The 21,790-nt window shown below is 64.0% G+C and carries 20 protein-coding genes; 4 read left to right on the top strand and 16 right to left on the bottom strand.

What is annotated here, in order from left to right; all coding sequences use genetic code 11:
• Window positions 1-4: 4 nt before the first annotated feature.
• Entirely contained in the window at window positions 5-1,060 is a 1,056-nt protein-coding gene (locus R3D65_RS10440; RefSeq protein ID WP_371275159.1) for an Ldh family oxidoreductase, read from the top strand.
• Between the two features lie 339 nt (window positions 1,061-1,399).
• Window positions 1,400-3,082 carry an alpha-glucosidase family protein gene (locus R3D65_RS10435; protein WP_371275562.1) on the top strand — a complete coding sequence of 561 codons (1,683 nt, stop codon included), beginning with the start codon at window positions 1,400-1,402 and terminating at the stop codon, window positions 3,080-3,082.
• 246 nt (window positions 3,083-3,328) lie between these two features.
• Here the strand turns inward: R3D65_RS10435 and R3D65_RS10430 are convergent, their stop codons facing one another.
• Window positions 3,329-3,511 (bottom strand): YdcH family protein, encoded by a 183-nt coding sequence (locus R3D65_RS10430; protein ID WP_371275158.1) that lies wholly within the window; start codon window positions 3,509-3,511, stop codon window positions 3,329-3,331.
• Between the two features lie 110 nt (window positions 3,512-3,621).
• Here R3D65_RS10430 and R3D65_RS10425 point away from each other — a divergent pair, with 110 nt between their 5' ends.
• Complete coding sequence (locus R3D65_RS10425) at window positions 3,622-4,551, top strand: hydrogen peroxide-inducible genes activator (protein WP_371275157.1); 930 nt, start codon at window positions 3,622-3,624, stop codon at window positions 4,549-4,551.
• A 7-nt stretch (window positions 4,552-4,558) separates the two neighbouring features.
• On the opposite strand, the gene glpK is transcribed toward R3D65_RS10425, so the two are convergent.
• The 8 genes from glpK to glpD all read right to left on the bottom strand — a co-directional run bounded on the left by glpK (window position 4,559) and on the right by glpD (window position 13,797).
• Window positions 4,559-6,046 (bottom strand): glycerol kinase GlpK, encoded by a 1,488-nt coding sequence (gene glpK, locus R3D65_RS10420; RefSeq protein ID WP_371275156.1) that lies wholly within the window; start codon window positions 6,044-6,046, stop codon window positions 4,559-4,561.
• A gap of 124 nt (window positions 6,047-6,170) precedes the next feature.
• Window positions 6,171-7,892 carry an ABC transporter substrate-binding protein gene (locus tag R3D65_RS10415; protein ID WP_371275155.1) on the bottom strand — a complete coding sequence of 574 codons (1,722 nt, stop codon included), beginning with the start codon at window positions 7,890-7,892 and terminating at the stop codon, window positions 6,171-6,173.
• Window positions 7,893-7,974: 82 nt separating this feature from the next.
• Window positions 7,975-8,247, bottom strand: coding sequence for a DUF2160 domain-containing protein (locus R3D65_RS10410; RefSeq protein WP_371275154.1), 273 nt, complete (start codon window positions 8,245-8,247; stop codon window positions 7,975-7,977).
• A 24-nt stretch (window positions 8,248-8,271) separates the two neighbouring features.
• Window positions 8,272-9,108: a carbohydrate ABC transporter permease gene (locus R3D65_RS10405; protein ID WP_371275561.1), complete on the bottom strand. Its 837-nt coding sequence runs from the start codon at window positions 9,106-9,108 to the stop codon at window positions 8,272-8,274.
• 11 nt (window positions 9,109-9,119) lie between these two features.
• On the bottom strand, window positions 9,120-9,995 hold the full coding sequence (locus R3D65_RS10400; protein WP_371275153.1) for a carbohydrate ABC transporter permease: 876 nt from the start codon (window positions 9,993-9,995) through the stop codon (window positions 9,120-9,122).
• On the bottom strand, window positions 9,995-11,071 hold the full coding sequence (locus R3D65_RS10395; RefSeq protein WP_371275152.1) for an ABC transporter ATP-binding protein: 1,077 nt from the start codon (window positions 11,069-11,071) through the stop codon (window positions 9,995-9,997). Before R3D65_RS10395 ends, R3D65_RS10400 begins: the two co-directional genes overlap by 1 nt.
• A 12-nt stretch (window positions 11,072-11,083) precedes the next feature.
• Complete coding sequence (locus tag R3D65_RS10390; RefSeq protein WP_371275151.1) at window positions 11,084-12,172, bottom strand: ABC transporter ATP-binding protein; 1,089 nt, start codon at window positions 12,170-12,172, stop codon at window positions 11,084-11,086.
• A gap of 20 nt (window positions 12,173-12,192) precedes the next feature.
• Window positions 12,193-13,797 (bottom strand): glycerol-3-phosphate dehydrogenase, encoded by a 1,605-nt coding sequence (glpD, locus tag R3D65_RS10385; RefSeq protein ID WP_371275150.1) that lies wholly within the window; start codon window positions 13,795-13,797, stop codon window positions 12,193-12,195.
• Between the two features lie 289 nt (window positions 13,798-14,086).
• Here glpD and R3D65_RS10380 point away from each other — a divergent pair, with 289 nt between their 5' ends.
• Window positions 14,087-14,854 carry a DeoR/GlpR family DNA-binding transcription regulator gene (locus tag R3D65_RS10380; protein WP_371275149.1) on the top strand — a complete coding sequence of 256 codons (768 nt, stop codon included), beginning with the start codon at window positions 14,087-14,089 and terminating at the stop codon, window positions 14,852-14,854.
• Window positions 14,855-14,911: 57 nt separating this feature from the next.
• Here the strand turns inward: R3D65_RS10380 and R3D65_RS10375 are convergent, their stop codons facing one another.
• The 7 genes from R3D65_RS10375 to R3D65_RS10345 all read right to left on the bottom strand — a co-directional run bounded on the left by R3D65_RS10375 (window position 14,912) and on the right by R3D65_RS10345 (window position 21,788).
• A complete protein-coding gene (locus tag R3D65_RS10375; protein ID WP_371275148.1) occupies window positions 14,912-17,059 on the bottom strand; it encodes a molybdopterin cofactor-binding domain-containing protein in 2,148 nt (715 codons plus the stop codon).
• Between the two features lie 3 nt (window positions 17,060-17,062).
• Window positions 17,063-17,524, bottom strand: a complete 462-nt coding sequence (locus R3D65_RS10370; RefSeq protein ID WP_371275147.1) for a (2Fe-2S)-binding protein — start codon at window positions 17,522-17,524, stop codon at window positions 17,063-17,065.
• Window positions 17,525-17,804: 280 nt separating this feature from the next.
• Complete coding sequence (locus R3D65_RS10365; protein WP_371275146.1) at window positions 17,805-18,014, bottom strand: cold-shock protein; 210 nt, start codon at window positions 18,012-18,014, stop codon at window positions 17,805-17,807.
• A gap of 239 nt (window positions 18,015-18,253) precedes the next feature.
• Window positions 18,254-18,496 (bottom strand): 30S ribosomal protein S21, encoded by a 243-nt coding sequence (gene rpsU / locus R3D65_RS10360; protein WP_371275145.1) that lies wholly within the window; start codon window positions 18,494-18,496, stop codon window positions 18,254-18,256.
• A 341-nt stretch (window positions 18,497-18,837) separates the two neighbouring features.
• Window positions 18,838-19,041 carry a hypothetical protein gene (locus tag R3D65_RS10355; protein ID WP_371275144.1) on the bottom strand — a complete coding sequence of 68 codons (204 nt, stop codon included), beginning with the start codon at window positions 19,039-19,041 and terminating at the stop codon, window positions 18,838-18,840.
• Window positions 19,042-19,264: 223 nt separating this feature from the next.
• A complete protein-coding gene (locus R3D65_RS10350) occupies window positions 19,265-20,410 on the bottom strand; it encodes an iron-containing alcohol dehydrogenase (protein WP_371275143.1) in 1,146 nt (381 codons plus the stop codon).
• A 1-nt stretch (window position 20,411) separates the two neighbouring features.
• On the bottom strand, window positions 20,412-21,788 hold the full coding sequence (locus tag R3D65_RS10345; RefSeq protein WP_371275142.1) for an aldehyde dehydrogenase family protein: 1,377 nt from the start codon (window positions 21,786-21,788) through the stop codon (window positions 20,412-20,414).
• Between the last annotated feature and the right edge of the window lie 2 nt (window positions 21,789-21,790).

Here is a 21,790-nt window from a genome sequence, read left to right as displayed (position 1 = left end):
AACCGTGACCGACCGCCGTTTTGACCGCAAGGATCTGCTTGCCCTTGCCCTTGCCCTGCTTGTCCGGGGCGGCATGGCCCGCGACAAGGCCGAAGTGGTGGCCGAACTGCTGGTGCGCACCGACGAGCTCGGCGTCACCACCCATGGCATCTCCATGGTGCCCTATTACCTTCCGGAACTGGAAAGCGGCGCCATGCGAAGCGAGGGTATCCACGACGTGGTCCGCGACAGCGGCGTGACGCAGGTCTGGGATGGCCGTTACCTGCCCGGCCATTGGCTGATGAGGCAGGCACTGGAAAGCGCCATGCCCCGCGCGCGCAGCCATGGCATGACCTCCATCGCCATCCGCCGAAGCCACCATATCGGCTGTCTCTCCACCCTGACACGCATGGCGGCGGATGAAGGCCTCGTCTGCATGATCATGACCTCCGATCCGTCCGGCCGCTGGGTCGCCCCCTATGGCGGCGCAGACCCGGTGCTGACACCCAACCCCTGGGCAATCGGCTATCCCGGCGGCGACCACCCCGTGCTGATCGACACCTGCGCCTCCATCACCACCGTCTCGAAGGTGCGCGAGCATATCAACACCGGCACGCCCTTCGACCACCCCTGGGTGCTGGATGGTGAAGGCCGGCCGACGACCGACGCGAATGTCGTGAACCGGACGCCGAAGGGCACCATCCTGCCCGTCGGCGGTATCGACCACGGCCACAAGGGATTTGCCATGGCGCTGATGGTGGAAATGTTCACCCAGGCGCTGGCCGGCCATGGCCGTGCCGAGCATCCCACCCGATGGGGCGCCAATGTCTTCCTCCAGATCATGGATCCGGAGGCCTTCGCCGGTGCAGGTGCCTTCGTGACGCAGGTGGAAACGCTGAACGATGCCTGCCGCGCGAGCCGGCCCGCGCAGGGTTTCACGCAGGTGCGCATTCCCGGTGACCGGGCTGCGGCAAGCCTGGCCGAAACGGCGGGCAATGGCGTGCGCGTACCCGATGAAGTGTGGAATCGCGTTTGCGCAAGCGCCCACGCGTTGCAGGTCGGCCTGCCCGCTCCGCTTTGACGCTGGCCGGCAGAAGCGGGGAAACCGCGCCGGGAGCGTCAGAGGTGCCCGCCGGGGCTGCCCGCGTAGGCCGGCCGGCCACCATCGCGGCTTGCGGCAAGTTCCTTTTCGCGCTGACCTCCGCTTCGAATGATGATACCGGTAGGGTTGTCGTTGCCATTGCCCGGCCTCCGGGCACTTTGGAACAGAAATTCCGCAGGGGCCGATCTTGGCCGCCTCCGTCGTCATGACGGTGCCGCCGGTCATCCTCGTCCTCGCCTTCCAACGCAAGATCGAGGCCGGCCTGATTGCCGGCGGAGTGAAAGGCTGATGACCCAATCGTTCGGCTTCGCAGACACCATGAACCCCGCCGCAAGGACGCGTGACGCCGCACCCGCGGCCGCCATCGACAAGGACTGGTGGCGCGGCGCGGTGATCTACCAGATCTATCCGCGTTCGTTTCAGGACAGCAATGCCGATGGCATCGGCGACCTGACCGGCATCCGCCAGCGTCTCGGCCACATCGCCGAACTGGGTGCCGACGCCATCTGGATCTCGCCCTTCTTCGCCTCGCCGATGAAGGATTTCGGCTACGACGTGTCCGACTACAAGGCCGTCGATCCGATGTTCGGAACCATCGAGGATTTCCGCGCCCTTGTCGCCGATGCCCATGGGCTCGGTCTCAAGGTCATGATCGACATGGTGCTTTCGCACACGTCCGACCGCCACCCGTGGTTTGCCGAAAGCCGGTCCAGCCGCGACAACGCCAAGTCCGACTGGTATGTCTGGGCCGATGCCAAACCCGATGGAACGCCGCCCAACAACTGGCTTTCCATCTTCGGCGGCAGCGCGTGGCAATGGGACACGACCCGGTGCCAGTACTACATGCACAACTTCCTCGACAGCCAGCCCGACCTCAATTTCCACAACAGCGACGTGCAGGATGCCCTTCTGGACGCCACCCGGTTCTGGCTCGATCTGGGTGTGGACGGTTTCCGCCTCGACACGATCAATTTCTATTTCCATTCGCAGGGGCTGCAAGACAATCCGGCGCTCGAACCCCACGAGCGCGACGACGCCATCGCACCCTCGGTCAATCCCTACAATTTCCAGGATCATCTCTACGACAAGAGCCAGCCGGAAAACCTGGCCTTCCTTGAGCGTTTCCGCGCCCTGCTGGATGAATATCCCGCAGCGACCGCCGTTGGCGAAGTGGGCGATGCCCAGCGCGGGCTGGAAATCATGGCCGCCTATACCGCCGGCACGAAGCGCGTCCACATGTGCTACTCATTCGAGTTTCTTTCGGGAACGATGCCCTCGGCCGGGCGCTTTGGCAGGGTGATCGACCGATTCTTCAGTGCCGCGCCGGACGGCTGGCCCTGCTGGGCCTTCTCCAATCACGATGTCGAGCGGCATGCCACCCGCTGGACCGGCGATCTGCATGAGCCCATGCGCCTCAACCGTCTGAAACTGCTGGCCGGCGTGCTGCTGACCCTGCGTGGTTCCGTCTGCCTTTACCAGGGCGAGGAACTGGGCTTGCCCGAGGCAGAGCTTTCCTTCGAGGATTTGCAGGACCCCTATGGCATCCGCTTCTGGCCGGAATTCAAGGGCCGTGACGGCTGCCGCACGCCCATGGTCTGGGAGGGGCGTTTCGCCAATGGCGGTTTCTCCTCATCCGACCGGCCATGGCTGCCCGTTCCCATGCCGCATCTCGCCCTCGCCGTTTCGGAACAGACGGGGCAGCCCGGCACACTTCTGGAATTCTATCGTGCCCTGCTGTGCTTCCGCCGCGCCCATCCGGCCCTGGCCAAGGGCGGTTTCGAGGTCGTCGATCTCGGACCGGACATCCTCGCCTTCCGGCGCGACCTGGGCGAAGAGCATATTCTGTGCGCCTTCAATTTCGCCTCGCAAGCAACCAGCGCGACCCTGCCGGCGGGCCTCACAGCCACGGCGCTGGACGGCCACGGCTTCGGCGGCATGCTGAGCGGCAGCGTGCTTTCGCTTCCCGGCAATGATGGCTGGATCGGCGCGATCACTGCCTGAACGGCCGGGCGGCGCCGGATGGGGCCACCGGATCAGACCGCCCCACGCAGGGCAGCGGGCAGCGGCGTTTCGCTGGGAGAGAAGCCGGGCGGACGCGCCGCCCGGCCCCGAATGTCTCAACGATCCCCGCCCGGATCATCGAAATTGAACTTGTAGGCGCCATAGAGAAGCACCGCGACAAAACCCGCGCCAAACGTGACGACGATCAATTCAAGCAGGGCCATACCGGACCATCCTTTCGCCGGCTCAGGCCGGAACCTTTCCCTTCAACCGCGCCTCGACACCCTCGATACGCTCGCGAATCCGGAGGCGCAGCTTTTTCAGCGCCTGGATGCGCAGGCTGTCAGGCATGGGCCGTGTCTGTTCCTGCTGGATCTTGGCTTCCAGGATGGAGTGACGCGACCACAGGGCATTGAGGTGATTCCACATGTCTGAACCTCCAGATGATTACCGACACGGACAAGGTGGGAATCCCTGCTTGATAGTTCCAATTCATTATCTATATCCAAGTGATAGGATCAGACTATCAAAACGGTGTCATGCGCTTCCGCCCGACAGCAAGGCAGCTGGAATATCTCGTCGCCCTGGCCGACCTTCGCCATTTCGGGCGGGCGGCACGCCGCTGCGCGGTCTCCCAGCCCACGCTTTCGGTCCAGTTGCGCCAGATCGAGCAGAGACTGGGCGCACCCCTTTTCGAGCGCGATGCCGGTCCTGTGGCACTCACCCCGGCGGGCGAGAAGGCCGTAGCGCTCGCGCGTGAAATCCTGGCCGCCATGGATGCCATGGCAGCGGCCGTGACCGGCGGGGAGACCAGCCTTGGCGGCCGCCTGAGACTGGGCGCTGCCCCGACCTTCGCCCCCTATTTCCTGCCGCGCCTGTTGCCGGTGCTGCATGGACGCTATCCGGATCTCGAAATCTTCATCCGCGAGGAGCAGCCCGCACGGCTGGAGGAGTCGATCACGGAAGGGGAAACCGACTGCGCCATGGGTCCGGATCCGCATCAGGCCGACCGGCTGGTCTTTGTCCGGCTGATGGAGGAGGAACTGTTTCTGGGACTGCCGGCGGACCACCCGCTCGCTTCCCGGCCGGAAATACCGGTGGCCCGGCTGGCGGGAGAACGCATGATGACGCTCGGGCGCGGCCATCGTCTCAACGAGAATGTGCGCGCCCTGGCGCTTCAGGCCGGCGCGCTGCTACGCGAGGACTATGAAGGCACCAGCCTCGATGCCCTGCGCCAGATGGTCTCCATCGGCATGGGCCTGACGCTTTTTCCCGCCCACTATGCGGCCTCGGAATTCCGGCGCCAGGACAGCGTTGTCCTGCGCCCCCTGGCGGGTCCGAAACTCACCCGCACCATCGGCCTGTTCTGGCGGCGGGGCAGCGTACGCGAAAGCCATTACCGTATCCTGGCGGACATCTGCATGGAGGTGGCGGCCGCCGCGCAGGCAAGCGCTCGCCCGGACCCGTGAAAGCCGGTCAGAAGGCTTGCGCAGCCGCCACGGCGCGTTTCCACGCGGCATATTTCTGCTCGCGCGCCGCCTCATCCATGGCTGGCGAAAAACGCCGCTCCAGCGCCCAGGTTTGCGCAAACGCATCGCGCGCCGGATAGACGCCGGCCCGTTGGCCGGCGAGCCAGGCCGCGCCCAGCGCCGTGGTTTCCAGCACTGCCGGTCTATCCACCGGTGCGCCGAGGATATCGGCCAGGAACTGCATTGCCCAGTCCGAGGCGCTCATGCCGCCATCGACGCGCAGGACCGCCTCGCCGGACGCCGTTTCCCAGTCCGCGCGCATGGCCTCCAGCAGGTCGCGTGTCTGATAGCCGACGCTTTCCAGCGCCGCGCGGGCGAATTCTTCCGGCCCGGTATTGCGCGTGATGCCGAAAACCGCGCCGCGGCACTCCGCGTTCCAGTAGGGTGCGCCAAGTCCGGTGAAGGCGGGCACCAGGACCACCGTCTGCGTCGAATCGGCCTTTTCGGCCAGCGGATGCGTCTCGGTGGCGTGACGAATGATCTTCAGTCCGTCGCGCAGCCATTGCACGACCGCGCCGGCAATGAAGATGGAGCCTTCCAGCGCATAGGTCGCCTTGCCGTCAAGCTGATAGGCCACCGTGGTCAGCAGCCGGTTGTTGGAGCGCACCGGCATGTCGCCGGTATTGAGCAGGGCGAAACATCCGGTTCCATAGGTCGATTTCATCATGCCGGGCGAAAAGCAGGCTTGCCCGATCGTCGCGGCCTGCTGGTCACCGGCAACGCCGAGAACAGGGATTTCACGGCCGAAAAGGTCGGCGCGGGTCATGCCGAAATCGGCCGCGCAATCGCGCACCTGAGGCAGCATGGCCATCGGCACACCGAACAGGGCGCAGAGATCTTCGCTCCAGGCACCGCGCGAGATGTCATAAAGCATGGTGCGCGCGGCATTGGTCGCGTCGGTCACATGGGCCTTGCCGCCGGTCAGCTTCCAGATGAGCCAGGTGTCGACCGTGCCGAACAGAAGGTCGCCGGCTTCGGCCCGCGCCCGCGCGCCCTCCACATTGTCCAGCAGCCATTTCAGTTTCGTGGCGGAGAAATAGGGGTCGAGCAGCAGGCCGGTCAGCGCCGTTATGGTAGCCTCATGGCCTTCGGCCTTCATGTCCTGACAAATCTGCGCCGTGCGCCGGTCCTGCCAGACGATGGCGTTGTGGATCGGCTCGCCCGTGTGACGGTCCCAGACAAGCGTCGTCTCGCGCTGGTTGGTGATGCCGATGGCGGCGATGTCCTCGGCCCGGATTCCGGCCCGCTCGATGGCGCCGCGGCAGGTCGCCGCCGTTGTCGTCCAGATGTCGCCGGGATCATGTTCCACCCAGCCCGAGCGGGGAAAGATCTGCGGGAATTCCTCCTGCGCGGTCGCGACAGGCTTGAGCGCGGCGTCGAACAGGATCGCCCGGCTCGATGTCGTGCCCTGGTCGATGGCAAGGATATGGGTCATGGATCGGAGCCCCCGAAAGAAGATTGAAGCGCGATCTTGGCGGACATTGCCCCGGCCGGCAAGCAATTGCCCGGCAAGGGGACGGCCGGGCGCAATCCGCCCGGCCGTCGTGTCATTGTGGACGTTACTGCCAGGACTTGATCAGCTCGTCATAGGAAACCGTCTTCGGCTCCTCGTCCTCGTTCTCGAGCTTGGCCTTCGGCGCACCCGGCTGGCTCAGCCAGTATTCCGGATCACGCTCCTCGTTCATCTTCGGGCCAAGGTCGCCCTGGACGCCGGCACGTTCCAGACGCTCCAGCACCCGCTCCTGGGCTGCGCAGAGCGCATCGAGCGCCTCCTGCGGGGTCTTGGCGCCGGACATGGCGTCGCCGATGTTCTGCCACCAGAGCTGCGCCAGCTTCGGATAATCCGGCACGTTGGTGCCCGTCGGCGACCACTGCACACGGGCCGGCGAACGGTAGAACTCGACGAGGCCGCCGAGCTTCGGCGCACGCTCGGTGAACGAATCGTGCTGGATGGTCGATTCGCGGATGAAGGTCAGGCCGACATGGCTCTTCTTCACGTCCACGGTCTTGGAGGTGACGAACTGGGCATAGAGCCAGGCCGCCTTGGCGCGATCCACCGGGGTCGACTTCATCAGCGTCCAGGAACCGGCATCCTGATAGCCGATCTTGGTGCCTTCCGACCAGTAGACGCCATGCGGGCTGGGGGCCATGCGCCACTTCGGCGTGCCATCCTCGTTCATCACCGGCAGGCCGTCCTTGACCATGTCGGCGGTGAAGGCAGTGTACCAGAACATCTGCTGGGCAACCTCGCCCTGCGCCGGGATCGGGCCAGCCTCGGAGAAGGTCATGCCAGCGGCTGCCGGCGGCGAGTATTTTTCGAGCCATTCGATGGCCTTGGTCACGGCATAGACGGCCGCCGGCGAATTGGTTGCACCGCCACGCGCCACGCAGGAGCCGACCGGCTGCGAATTTTCATTCACGCGAATGCCCCACTCGTCGACCGGCAGGCCGTTCGGCTCGCCCTTGTCGCCCATGCCGGCCATCGACATCCAGGCATCGGTATAGCGCCAGCCAAGCGACGGGTCCTTCTTGCCGTAGTCCATGTTGCCATAGACCTTGGACGGGCCGCCCGCATAGGACATGTCACGCCCGGTGAAGAATTCGGCGATGTCCTCATAGGCCGACCAGTTCACAGGCACGCCGAGATCGTAGCCGTACTTCTCCTTGAAGTCGGCGCGCGTCTTCTCGTCGTTGAACCAGTCGTAACGGAACCAGTAGAGGTTGGCGAACTGCTGGTCGGGGAGCTGGTAGAGCTTTCCATCCGGCCCGGTGGTGAAGCTTGTGCCGATGAAATCGTCCAGGTCGATGCCCGGATTGGTGACATCCTGGCCCTCGCCGGCCATCCAGTCGGTCAGGTTGCGCGCCTGCTGGTAGCGCCAATGCGTACCGATCAGGTCGGAATCGTTGATATAGGCATCATAGATGTTCTCGCCCGACTGCATCTGCGTCTGCAGCTTTTCCACCACGTCGCCTTCGCCGATCAGGTCATGCGTGATCTTGATGCCGGTGATCGCGGTGAAGGCCGGGGCCAGAACCTTGGATTCGTATTCATGCGTGGTGATCGTCTCGGAGACGACCTTGATCTCCATGCCCTGGAACGGCTTGGCGGCATCGACGAACCACTGCATTTCCGCTTCCTGGTCGGCGCGCGAAAGGGTGGAAAGATCGCCGATCTCGGTATCGAGAAATTCCTTCGCTTCGTCCATGCCCGCAAAGGCCGGGCCCGTCATCAGGCCGGCAAGCAGCGCAAGCGCGGTTGTCGTTTTCAGATTGAGCTTCATTTGATCCTCCCGAGGTTAAGAAGCTTGGGCATTCGTCGCTGCCCGGCATGTGTGCCATGCCGGACAACGGGTGTCGGGCCGGTCACACCCAGCGGAAAACCGCCGCGGCATAGACCAGGCAGACGATCAGCGCGCCCCATTGGGGCTGGCTGAGAAGTCCGAGCCAGGCCAGATTGATGAAGGCCGAGCCCAGAAGGGTGATGAAGAGGCGGTCGCCGCGCGTCGTCTCGATCTTCAGGATGCCGGTGCGAGGCGTTTCCGGATAACGGATCGCCAGGATCGAGAAGGTGATGAGCAACGATGCGATGACGGCGAAGAAGATCGCGGTCGGAACGGTCCAGGCCATCCAGTCCATGGTTTTGTCTCCTCCCGTGGCCGGTCAGACGCGCCCCAGGGCAAAGCCCTTGGCGATGTAGTTGCGAACAAACCAGATGACGAGCGCACCCGGCACGATGGTCAGGATGCCGGCTGCCGCCAGCACGCCCCAGTCCAGCCCCGAAGCCGAGACCGTGCGTGTCATGGTCGCCGCGATCGGCTTCGCGTTGACCGAGGTCAGCGTGCGGCTGAGCAGCAGTTCAACCCACGAGAACATGAAGCAGAAGAAGGCGGTGACCCCGATGCCGGATGCGATCAGCGGCATGAAGATGCGCGTGAAGAAGCGGCCGAAGGAATAACCGTCGATATAGGCGGTCTCGTCGATTTCCTTCGGCACGCCGCGCATGAAGCCTTCCAGGATCCAGACCGCCAGCGGCACGTTGAACAGGCAATGCGCCAGCGCCACCGCGATATGCGTGTCGAAAAGGCCGACCGACGAATAGAGCTGGAAGAAGGGCAGCGCGAACACCGCCGGCGGCGCCATGCGGTTGGTCAGCAGCCAGAAGAACAGGTGCTTGTCGCCCATGAAGGAATAGCGCGAGAAGGCATAGGCCGCCGGCAGCGCCACCGTGATCGAGATGACCGTGTTGATGACCACGTAGATCAGCGAATTGACATAGCCCATGTACCAGGACGAATCCGTCAGGATCGTCATGTAGTTGGCGAACGTGATGTCTTGCGGCCAGAGTGAGAAGGTGGACAGGATCTCCTGGTTCGTTTTCAGGCTCATGTTGAGAAGCCAGTAGATCGGCAGCATCAGAAACACGATATACGCTGTCATGACCAGCGCCGACGTGTTGATCCTGGGCAGGGACCGCGTGCGCGGCGCCGCACCTGTCATCGTCGCGTCGCTCATTGCACGCTCCCCCTTTTGTCCAGATTGGTCATGACCGTGTAGAACACCCAGCAGATCAGCAGGATCACCAGGAAGTACATGATCGAGAAGGCTGCCGCCGGACCCAGATCGAACTGGCCAAGCGCCATCTTGACGAGGTCGATCGACAGGAAGGTCGTGGCATTGCCCGGCCCGCCGCCGGTCACGACGAACGGCTCGGTATAGATCATGAAACTGTCCATGAAGCGCAGCAGGATGGCGATCATCAGCACGCCCTGCATCTTCGGCAGTTCGATGTAGCGGAACACGCTCCAGCGGCTTGCCTGGTCGATCTTGGCGGCCTGGTAATAGGCGTCGGGGATCGATTGCAGGCCGGCATAGGCCAGTAGCGCCACCAGCGAGGTCCAGTGCCAGACATCCATGACGACGACGGTGATCCAGGCGGCGAAGACGTCCTGCGTGTAGTTGTAGGGAATGCCGAGTTGCGCCAGCGTGTGGCCAAGCAGGCCGATATCGACGCGGCCGAAGATCTGCCAGATGGTGCCGACCACGTTCCACGGGATGAGCAGCGGCAGCGCCATCAGAACGAGGCAGACCGAAGCCCAGAAGCCGCGCTTGGGCATGTGCAGGGCCACGAAAATACCCAAGGGCACCTCGATGGCCAGGATGATGCCCGAGAACATGAGCTGCCGGCCGAGCGCATCCCACATGCGCTCCGAATGCAGCATCTCGTCGAACCATTCCAATCCGGCCCAGAAGAACTGGTTGTTGCCGAACGTGTCCTGGACCGAATAGTTGACCACGGTCATCAGCGGGATGACGGCGGAAAAGGCGACCAGTACCAGCACGGGCAGGACGAGGAACCAGGCTTTCTGGTTGACGGTCTTTTCCATCAGGCGGCCTCCCCCTTCACGCGCCAGTCATCGGCATACACGTTGACCTTGTCGGGCTGGAAGACGACACGCGTCATGTCCGCGCCGATCGCCTCGTCCTCACGGGCGATGATGTTGATGTCGCTGCCGAAAAATTCCGCCCGCACGATTCGGTGGCGGCCGACATCCTCCACCCGGCGGATGCGCACCGGCAGGCCGTCGCTGGCCGACAGCCGGGCATGTTCGGGGCGCACGCCGATCACCACCTCACCGGACAACGGACCGTAGCCGCGGGCAAGCGGCACGGCCGCGCCATTGACATGCGCCATGCGCCCTTCCACCCGCGCCGGAATGATGTTCATGCCCGGAGATCCGATGAAGAAGCCGACAAACGTGTGTTCGGGCGTCTCGAAAAGCTCTTCCGGCGTGCCGATCTGCACGACGCGCCCGTCATACATCACCACGACCTTGTCGGCGAAGGTCAGCGCCTCCGTCTGGTCATGCGTCACGTAGATCATCGTATGACCGAATTGCCGGTGCAGGCTCTTGAGCTGCGTGCGCAATTCCCATTTCATGTGCGGATCGATGACCGTCAGCGGCTCGTCGAACAGCAGCGCGTTGACGTCCTCGCGCACCATGCCGCGCCCCAGGCTGATCTTCTGCTTGGCATCGGCGGTCAGCCCGCGTGCCTTGCGGTCCAGTTCGGCTTCCATGCCGATCATCTGCGCGATCTCCTGAACGCGCGCGGCAATGGTGGCCGGGTCCGCGCCCCGGTTCTTCAGCGGAAAGGCGAGGTTCTGGCGCACCGTCATCGTGTCGTAGACGACCGGGAACTGGAACACCTGCGCGATGTTGCGGGCCGCTGTCGGCGCATGCGTCACATCCTGTCCGTCGAACAGGATCCGCCCCTGGCTGGGCGTCAGCAGGCCGGAAATGATGTTGAGCAGCGTGGTCTTGCCGCAGCCCGACGAGCCGAGCAGCGCATAGGCCTCACCGTCGGTCCAGACATGGTTCATCGCCTTCAGCGCCCAATCGTCCTCGCCCTGCGGGTTTGGAAGATAGGAATGCGCCAGGTTTTCAAGCGTGATCTGTGCCATTGCGCCCTCCCCTCACGCGGCAACCGCATAGGCCGCGGGAACGACGAGCTGGCCGTCCTCGGCAAAGATGTAGACGTGCGCCGGGTCGAGCCAGACATCGAGCGGCGCGCCGATGGCCAGATCGTGGACGCCATGGATCAGGCCCACCCAACGTTGCCCGTGATGGTCGAGATGGACGAAGGTCTCCGACCCGGTGATCTCGGTGATCGCCAGCGTGGCAGTGAACTTCATGGCCTCGGCCGTATGATGCTTCACCTCCAGGTGATTGGGCCGGAAACCGGCCACATAGCGACCGTCGGAAAGCTCCGTCAGCTTGCCGGCCGCCGGCACGGATTGGCCGTCGCCGAAAAGCAGCCGGTTTCCGGTCTTGGAGATCGGCAGGAAGTTCATCGGCGGATCGGAAAAGACCCGCGCCGTGGTCGCATCCACCGGCTTGCGGTAGACCTCCGGCGTGCGGCCGAACTGCGTGACGCGGCCTTCCCACAGCGTGGCCGTGTTGCCGCCCAGAAGCAACGCCTCTTCCGGTTCCGTCGTCGCATAGACGAAGATGGACCCGGCTTCCTCGAAGATTTTCGGAATCTCGACGCGCAATTCCTCGCGCAGCTTGTAGTCGAGATTGGCCAAGGGTTCGTCGAGCAGCACGAGCCCGGCATTCTTCACCAGCGCGCGGGCAAGCGCGCAGCGCTGCTGCTGCCCGCCGGACAGTTCCAGCGGCTTGCGCGCCAGCATCGGCGTGAGCTTCATCATGTCGGCGGTCTTGCGAACCGCCGCGTCGATCTCGCCGCCACTCTTGCCCATCAGCCGCAACGGACTGGCGATGTTGTCATAGACAGACATTGACGGGTAATTGATGAATTGCTGGTAGACCATGGCGACGGCGCGGTCCTGCACCCGCATGCCGGTGACATCCGCGCCGTTCCAGAGGATGCGCCCCGTCGACGGCCGGTCCAGCCCTGCCATCAGCCGCATCAGCGACGTCTTGCCCGAAAGCGTCGGGCCAAGCAGCACGTTCATCGTGCCGTTCTGCAATTCGAGGGTCGTGGGATGGATATGCGTCTGGCGCCCCACCTGTTTCGAGACCCTGTCGAGTACCAGTGTCATTCAGCCTGCTCCTCCCGCGCCTATTCCGCCGCCGCCGAGGCGCCGGCTTCCCGCCGCGCCTCCATCCAGCGGTCCAGCGCCTCGATGTCGTCTGCTGCCATGCGAAGGCCAAGCTTGCTGCGCCGCCAGACGATGTCCTCTGCCGTCCGCGCGAATTCCCGGTCCATCAGCCAGGCCGCCTCGCGCTCGCTCAAGCCTGCCCCGAAAGCGGCACCCAGGTCATCCTGCGTCTTCGCGTCCCCCAGCACGGCAAAGGCTTCCGTGCCATAGGCCCGGACCAGGCGCGTTACCTGCTCGGCAGCAAGGAACGGATAGGCCTGCGCCAGCTTGTCGGTCAGCGCGTTCACGCCGTCGACAGGGAAGTCGCCGCCAGGCAGCGGAACGCCTGCCGTCCAGGCACCGGACAGCCCGGAAAAATAGGGGGCGATGCGCTCCATCGCGCTTTCGGCCAGCCGGCGGTAGGTGGTGATCTTGCCGCCGAAGATGTTGAGAATGGGCGCGCCGGCCTCGTCATCCACCTTCAGCGTATAGTCGCGCGTTGCCGCCGTTGCCGAGGACGCGCCGTCGTCATAAAGCGGACGAACGCCGGAATAGGCCCAGACGATGTCGTCGATTGTCACCGGTGTCCGGAAATATTCGGAAGCGAACGCGCACAGATAGTCGCGCTCCTCCGGCGTGCAGACAGGTTTCACCGACGGATCGTCGTGCTCCTTGTCAGTCGTGCCGATCAGAGTGAAATCCCGCTCATAGGGAATGGCGAAGATGATGCGCCCGTCACGCCCCTGGAAAAAATAGCACTTGTCGTGGTCATAGAGCTTGCGCGTGACGATATGGCTGCCGCGCACCAGCCGCACGCCTTCAGACGAGTTCAGCCGGGTTTTCGTGGCGATGATGTCGCCGACCCAGGGCCCGCCGGCATTGACGAGCATGCGCGCGCGCACCTGTCGCCGCTCGCCGCTCATCTGATCCTCGAGCGTGACCGTCCACCCCGCCTTGTCCCGGTCCGCGGCAATCACCTTCGTACGCACCAGGATTTGCGCGCCGCGCGCCTGCGCATCGCGTGCATTGAGCACGACCAGGCGGGAATCCTCCACCCAGCAATCGGAATATTCGAAGGCCTTGTGAAATTCCTCCTTCAACGGCGCGCCTTCGGGCGCGCCATCGAGGTCCAGGGTGCTGGTTCCCGGCAGGATCTTGCGCCCGCCCAGGTGATCGTACATGAACAGGCCGAGCCGGATCATCCACGCCGGACGGCGCCCCTTCATCCAGGGCATCACCGTGTTCAGCAGCCGCGACGCCGGCGTCTCGGAATCAAAACGCATGCCCGCGTGATAGGGCAGCACGAAGCGCATCGGCCAGGATATGTGCGGCATGGCCCGCAACAGGACCTCCCGCTCGATCAGCGCCTCGCGAACCAGCCTGACCTCGAAATATTCAAGGTAGCGCAACCCGCCATGGAACAGCTTCGTGGAAGCCGAGGATGTGGCCCAGGCCAGATCATTCATTTCCGCCAGAGCGACCGACAACCCTCGCCCGGCCGCATCCCGTGCAATCCCGCAACCATTGATCCCGCCGCCGATGACAAGGAGATCGAATGCCGAATGATGTTCCGGCCCCTTGGACAATGGATCCTCCCGGTGATGTCCTCCAAGGCCCGTTAAGTAACACATGCAAACAGAAATGAAAACATATCGCTTTCAAAAATGTTCGTTTACACCGCAAACCGGAAAACAAACGGGATTTCAAACGGTTCATGGATCTTTACGAAACTCTTTCGCACTCGCAATATCCAGAAAGCGCCGAAAACCCGCGCTCTTTCCCGCGGTTTAATGGTCTGTTTGACAAAATGCGCGCAATATCGAACATTCCGGAAGCCGAAGCGGGCAGGACCGCCTGGCGCAGGAAGGAGCCGGCATGTCACAGAGTTTCCGCCAGACCGAGATCCTGGAGATCGCGCGCCGCGACGGCCGCGTGACCGTGGAAGGCCTGGCCGACCATTTTCACGTCACGCAGCAAACCATTCGCCGCGACCTGAGCGAACTGGCCGATGCCGGGCGGCTGGAGCGGGTTCACGGCGGGGCAATGCTGCCCTCGGGCACGACGAATATCGGCTACGAGGACCGGCGCGGCCTCAACGAGGCGGAAAAGGCGCGCATGGCAAAGGCCTGCGCCGCGCGCATTCCGGAGGACATCTCCGTCTTCATCAACATCGGCACCAGCACGGAGGCCGTCGCCCGCCAATTGGTCCACCACCGCAACCTTCTGGTGGTGACCAACAATATCAACGTGGCCAACATCCTTGCCACCAACCCCGATTGCCAGGTGATCGTGACCGGCGGCACGCTGCGCCGTTCCGACGGCGGCCTTGTCGGCGATCTTGCCACGCAGACGATCATGCAGTTCAAGTTCGATCTCGCCGTGGTCGGCTGTTCCGCCATCGACCAGGATGGCGACATGCTGGATTTCGACATCCAGGAGGTCAATGTCTCCAAGTCGATCCTGCGCCAGGCCCGAAAGGCCTTCCTGGTGGCCGATCATTCCAAGTTCCAGCGCACCGCGCCCGCGCGCATTGCCTCGCTGGCGGCCATCGACACCTTCTTCACCGACCGCCCGCTGTCGCCCGCGCTCGCCAGGCAATGCGAGGATTGGACCACGCAAGTCGTTGTCGCCGCACAGCCCTGAAGAAAGGCCGGTGGCCGGGGCGCGGCAGGAACCCGCCCCGGCCATCATCGTCACGTCTCAGGCGAACTCGATCCCGTCATCGATCATCGGCAGCCGCATGACGCGCTTGCCGGTCGCCGCGAAGATCGCATTGGCGATGGCCGGTCCCGCCGGCGGCAGTCCCGGCTCGCCAATTCCCGTCGGCGCCTCGTTCGAGGGCACGATATGCACCTCGATCTTCGGCATGTCGCTGATCCTGAGCGGCTCGTAGTCGGGGAAGTTCGACTGGTCCACCACGCCATCTGTCAGCGTGATCTTGTTGCGCATCACATGGCCGATGCCGTAGCCGATGGCGCCTTCGACCTGCGCGCGGATGACATCCGGATTGACCGCAACGCCGACATCGACGGCCGCCACGATCCGCTCCAGCTTCACCTTGCCATCGGTCACGGAAACCTCCGCGACTTCCGCCACATAGGAATCGAACGACTTGTGCACGGCCACGCCCCTGCCCCAGTTCTCCGGCAGCTCGCTGCCCCAGCGCGCCTTGTCCGCCACCAGCCGCAACACGCCCAGATGGCGCGGCGCATTGGCCAGCAATTCCTCGCGCAAGGCAACCGGATCGCGCCCGGCAGCCTCCGCCAGCATGTCGATGGCCACTTCCATCGCATAGCCCGAATGGCTGTGCCCCACCGAGCGCCACCAAAGCACCGGCATCGGCGTTTCCATGTTGCGCACATCCACCCGGAGATTGGGAATGGCATAGGCGGTGTCCGACGCCCCCTCGACCGAGAAGTGATCGACACCATTGTGCACGACCGCCGGCTCCATCGGCGTTCCGGTGAAGATCGACTTGTTGGCCAGGCTCGAATGCCAGGCCACCACCTTTCCGTCCTTGTCGATCCCGGCGCGGATGCGGTGCTTGGTCATCGGCCGGTAATAGCCGCCGCGGATGTCGTCCTCGCGTGTCCAGACCAGCTTGACCGGCTTGCCATTGCCCAGGGCCGCGGCAACCATGGTCGCTTCAGCCTGGTAATCGGCATTGAAATTGGCGCGTCGCCCGAACGAGCCACCGGCATAGACGGTATGGATCGCCGTGTTTTCGGCGCCCACGCCCGAAATCGCACCGACAGCGCCCTGCGTCACGGTCTGGAACTGGTTTCCGTCCCACAGCGTCGCCTTGCCATCCGCGATCTGAACGACGCAGTTCTGCGGCTCCATCGGCGCATGGGCGAGGAAAGGAAAGTGGAATTCCGCCTCGATGGTCTTGTCGGCCGCGGCCAGCGTGCCGGCGGCATCGCCGTCATTGCGCGCCACCAGGCCTTCCCCGTCGAGCGCCTTGGCATAGTCCGCTTCCATCGCATCGGACGAGCGGGTTTCGGCCTTTGAGAAATCCCATTCGACGTTGAGCGCCTCGCGGCCCTTGATCGCCGCCCAGGTATGCGCCGCATAGACGGCAACACCGGTTGGCACCTGGCGGACATCCACGACACCGGGCACCTTGCGGGCTTCCGTGTCATCGACCGATTTGACAGTGCCGCCGAATTTCGGCGGATGCAGCACGACGGCATAAACCGTGCCCTCCGGCACGACGTCGATGGCGAATGTCGCCGTGCCGTTCGTCTTGGCCGGCGTATCCTTGCGCGGCAGATGGTCCTTGCCGATCAGCACGAACTGGTCGGGCGACTTCAGCCTGGCATCCGGCTTGGCATCGGAAGGCACCTTGCCCACCAGGTCGCCGAACGCGGCGGTCTTGTTGCCATGCGTGAGGATGCCCTGCGAAACGGCGATCTCGCCGGCCGGCACATCCCATTCCCTTGCAGCCGCCTGGATCAGCAGCGATTTTGCCGCCGCGCCCGCTTCGCGATATTGCATGAAGGAATTGGCGATGGCCGTGGACCCGCCCGTGCCCTGGATGCCAAAGGCGCTGTTGGCATAGCGGCTGGCATCGGCGGGAGCGAATTCGGTGACCACTTTCGCCCAGTCGGCATCCAGTTCTTCCGCCACCAGCGTGGCGAGCCCGGTGGTCGTGCCCTGCCCCATTTCAAAATGCTTCAGGATGACGGTCACGGTTCCGTCCGGCGCAATGCGTACGAAGGGGTTTGGCATGAGGCCGGCGTCCGAAGCTGCAGCCCACAGGCCGCTTGTGTCCAGACCCACGACGAGCGCGGCGGATAGGGCCGCCGTACCCTTCAGGAAATTGCGGCGATTGGCATTGATGGTCATGGCTCAGCCCTCCATCCGGTTGGCGGCTTCATGGATGGCGGCGCGAATACGCACATAGGTGGCGCAGCGGCAGACATTGCCGCTCATGCCTGCGTCGATGTCGGCATCCGTCGGCTTGGCGTTTTCGCTCAACAGCCCGACGGCCTGCATGATCTGCCCGGACTGGCAATAGCCGCATTGCACCACGTCGAGATCGCGCCACGCGCCCTGCACTGCCTCCGCGACAGGGCCGGACAGCCCCTCGATCGTCGTGATCGGCTTGCCGGCCACATCGCCGACAAAGGTCTGGCAGGAGCGCACCGGCACGCCGTCCACGTGAACCGTGCAGGCACCGCAGGATGCCACGCCGCAGCCGAATTTCGTGCCGGTCAGCCGTGCCATGTCGCGAATGGCCCAGAGCAGCGGCATGTCCTGCGGCGCGTCGACGCTTATCGTCTTGCCGTTGATGTTCAGGTCGATTGTCATGGATTTTCCTCCCTCGGATCAGCCATCTGCCGCCACTGGCGGGCGGTTTGCGCGTGTGGACACACGCCGCATCGCATAGCTGTGCGGTCAGCATAACCCGTGCCGGCCCTGCGGCCAACCGCCGCACCCGGGAGAGGAAGAACATAATGCCGGAACACTGTGTGCAAGGCCGGCAGGCAGCCGGGTCGCAGGCAGGAAAAAAGGCCGGACGCAACGCCCGGCCTTCCCGTTTGGTATCTCGCGACGGCGCCGGCCCATTGGCGGCAGCCGGTTACAGAGATCAGAGCGCCTGCAGGTTCGCAGCCGCGTTCTTGCCCGAACGGGCGTCACGGACGACTTCGAAGCTGACCTTCTGGCCTTCCGAGATCGTGGTCATGCCGGAGCGCTCGACGGCGGAGATGTGAACGAACACATCCTGCTTGCCATCGTCCGGCGTGATGAAGCCAAAACCCTTGGTGGTGTTGAAGAACTTGACGGTTCCGACGGTCATGACGATTTCCTTTCAATCAGTCATAGGGATGTGGTTTGCCGCGCACCGTGCGCGTCAACCGGGTAGATCGATTTGAAAGAGGAAAATCGCAGCGGGCGCGTGAGGCGCCGGTAGACAAAGTTCAACAAGCAGATCGATGAATTGTGAGTAGCCCATAAACATGGCTGAAACAAGGCGTCAGGCAAAGATCGCATTCGTCTGCGATCTTCCGCCTGCCAACGGCTTGCCGGCCGGAAAGGTCAGCGCCCGCCCGGACGCGCCTTGCGCTTCGGCCCCGGCAGCAGCCCTTCGCGCTGCGCCAGCTTGCGCGCGGCCTTGCGATTGCGGCGAATGGCCTCGCCCTTTTCGCGTGCGCGCTTTTCGGAAGGCTTTTCGTAGGAACGGCGCGCCTTCATCTCGCGGAAGACACCTTCGCGCTGCATCTTCTTCTTCAGGACCCGCAGCGCCTGGTCGACATTGTTGTCTCGAACGATTACCTGCATTTTTTCTCCTGTTCTCATGTGCCTTTGCTTGCACATCCGCAACCGCGAACGCACACCGATGACGCCTGCAAGCTGGCCCTGTGGACCGGATTGACCGCAGCGACCCCCGTGGGGTTGCATGTCAGGCAGCATGCCTGACGAGCGGCTCGGCCCTGGCGAATGAGGTTCCAAACACGAAGCTGGAATACAAGAAGCGCTTCCAAGGATAGCGAAGCGCCGATCCATGCCGGAGTGGCCGAAAAGACGATGGTGCTTACATAGCCCAATGATCCCCGGCAAACAAGTCGCGCTGCGGGATTAGTGCCGGAAACTTCAACTCTGAATGGGAGAGCGGTGGAGGCTTACCGTGCCCTGGACAAGGAAATCGCCATCGTGCAGTGCAAACCGTCCTTGCCGAGGCAATGGGTGACCTTGCCGCCCAACTGGCTTTCAATGGTCATGTGCAGCAAGCGGGTGCCGAAACCGGAACCCTGGCTTGCGCCGGTGACCGCGCGCCGGTCGCTCTTCTCCAGCCATTCGATGTCCAGGACCGAACCGTCGCGCACAGTTCTTCCGGGAAACAAGGCCGGAGAAACCGCTCCTGCGCCTTGTCCCGGATGCAGGCCTTTCCCAGGAGTCGATGGCCATGCATCCGGCCGGCCGGCCGGCGCTGACAGCGGTAGCCGCACCCTTCGTCGGCCCGGTGATCCTTGGCCTGGCCCTGCTGAACGCGTTTCCGGTCTCGGCTCACGGGCGAGATCGTGCCGCGCCAGCCGGACTCATGGCCTGTCAGAGCAATGCCTCTAGGAGCGCGCGCGTGTTCTCGGCGGTCATCTCGATCGGATTGCCGCCCGTCGACGGGTCTTTCAAGGCGTCGGCGACGAGGCGGTCGATGTCCGGGTTCTTAACCCCCAGGTCTGTCAGCGTCTTCGGGATGGCGAAGCTGTCGTTGAAGGCATCGACGAAAGCGCGGAAGCCATCGAACCCGCCCTCGATGCCCAGATAGGCCGCCGCCGCGTCAAAACGGTCGCGGATAGCATCGGCGTTGAACCGGAGCACGGCAGGCATGCAGACCGCATTGGTGGTGCCGTGATGCGTGTGATGGTGGGCGCCGACGGGATGCGAAAGCGCGTGGATCGCACCGAGTCCCTTCTGGAATGCCGTCGCGCCCATGGCCGCCGCGCTCATCATGTGCGCGCGGGCCTCGATGTCGGTGCCATCGGCATAGGCGCGCGGCAGGTATTCCTTGACCAGGCGCATGCCCTCCAGCGCGATGCCCTGGCTCATCGGGTGATAATGCGGGCTGGAATAGGCTTCCACGCAATGGGCGAAGGCATCGAGTCCCGTGCCGGCGGTGATGGGTTTCGGCATGCCGACAGTCAGTTCCGGGTCGCAGATCACCACAGAAGGCAGCATCTTCGGGTGGAAGATGATCTTCTTTTCCCGGGTGGCGGAATTGGTGATGACCGAGGCGCGGCCCACTTCCGATCCGGTTCCCGCCGTTGTCGGCACGGCGACAATCGGATGGATGCCGGCAGGATCGGCGCGCGTCCACCAGTCGCCGATATCCTCGAAATCCCAGAGCGGCCGCGTCTGGCCGGCCATGAAGGCGAGCGTCTTGGCCAGATCGAGACCAGACCCGCCGCCGAAGGCGATGACCCCGTCATGGCCGCCTTCCCGATAGACCTTGAGTCCGGCTTCCACATTGGTGTCATTCGGATTGGGGTCCACCTCGGCGAAGATCGCCCGCGCCATGCCCGCCTCTTCCACCAGGTCGAGCGTGCGCTTGGTAATCTCCATGTTGGCGAGACCCCGGTCGGTGACGAGCAGCGGCCGGGAGATGCCGGCCGCGCGGCATGCATCTACGATCTCGGATATGCGCCCGGCGCCGAAGCGGATCGCGGTAGGATAGGACCAGTTTGCAGTCGGACCCATGTCAGGATTTCCTCAAGTGATAGGATTTCGGTCGTGTGAGGGCCTGGTAGGCAAGCATGGAAAGGCCGGCACCGCGGCCAGTGTCCTTGCAGCCTGTCCAGCACAGCGCCGGATCGAGATAGTCGCAGCGGTTCATGAAGACGGTTCCGGTTTCCAGCCGGTCGCCGATGGCCTCGGCCGCGCCCGCGTCGTGCGTCCAGATCGAGGCTGTGAGCCCGAAGCGGCTGTCATTCATCAGGGCGACGGCCTCGTCATCGCCCGAAACCGGCATGATGCCGACAACCGGCCCGAAGGTCTCGTCCCGCATCACCCGCATGTCATGGGTGACATTGGTGAGCACCTGCGGCGTGACATAGGTGTTCTCGCCATTGTCGGCGTTCATGCGGTCCACATGGGCGACCGCCCCCATGGCCACCGCCTCTGCCACCTGCGCGCGCACTTCGCGGGCAAAGCGGATGTTGGCCATGGGGCCGAGCGTCGTTTCCGGATCGAGCGGATTGCCGAGCTTCTGCCCGCGCGCCCAGGCCACGGCCTTGCTCACGAAATCCTCATACAGGCTTTCATGCACATAGATGCGCTCGATGCCGCAGCAGCATTGCCCGGAATTGAAGATAGCCCCGTCCATCAGCGTATCCACCGCGGCATCCACATCCGCGTCGGCGCGCACATAGCCGGGATCCTTGCCGCCCAGTTCCGTGGAAACCGGAATGAAGGTGCCCGCCGCGGCCCGTTCCATGGCCTGCCCGCCGGCCACCGAGCCGGTGAAATTCACGAAATCGACATGCCGGCCGGAAATCAGCGCGGCGGTCGTGTCGTGATCGATGATGATAGTCTGGAACACGTCGGCGGGAACACCGGCCTCATGGAAGGCTTCGGCCAGCCTCTCACCAACCTGAAGCGTCTGCGCGGCATGCTTCAGGATGATGGTATTGCCCGCGATCAGCGCCGGCGCGATGGTATTGATCGCGGTCATGTAGGGGTAGTTCCACGGTGCGACGACAAGGGCCACCCCCCAGGGAACGCGCTTGATCTGGCGGCGGAAAGCAGCGCTGTCCTCGATCACCACCGGCGCAAGATGCTCGCCGGCAATGTCGGCCATGTAGGTCACCCGTTCGATGAAACCGCCGAACTCGCCGCCATAGCGCACCGGCCGTCCCATCTGGTGAGCAAGCTCCACGGCCATGCGCGCGGTTGTCTCGCCCACGATGGCGCCTGCCTTGCGAACGAGGGCTATGCGCTCCTCCAGCGGCCGGGCTGCCCAGGCCGGTTGCGCCGCGCGCGAGCGCGCAGCCGCCGCCAACGCCTCCTCGCGCCCCATCACATCGCGTGTCAGGTAGACCGATCCGTCGATCGGCGAAATCAGTTCAACGCGGCTCATCT

Origin of the sequence: Zhengella sp., assembly GCF_041397485.1 — a bacterium.
Classification (GTDB): Bacteria; Pseudomonadota; Alphaproteobacteria; order Rhizobiales; family Rhizobiaceae; genus Zhengella.
Note: the sequence above shows the minus strand (reverse complement) of the source record. Positions and strands in the feature narration are given on the sequence as shown.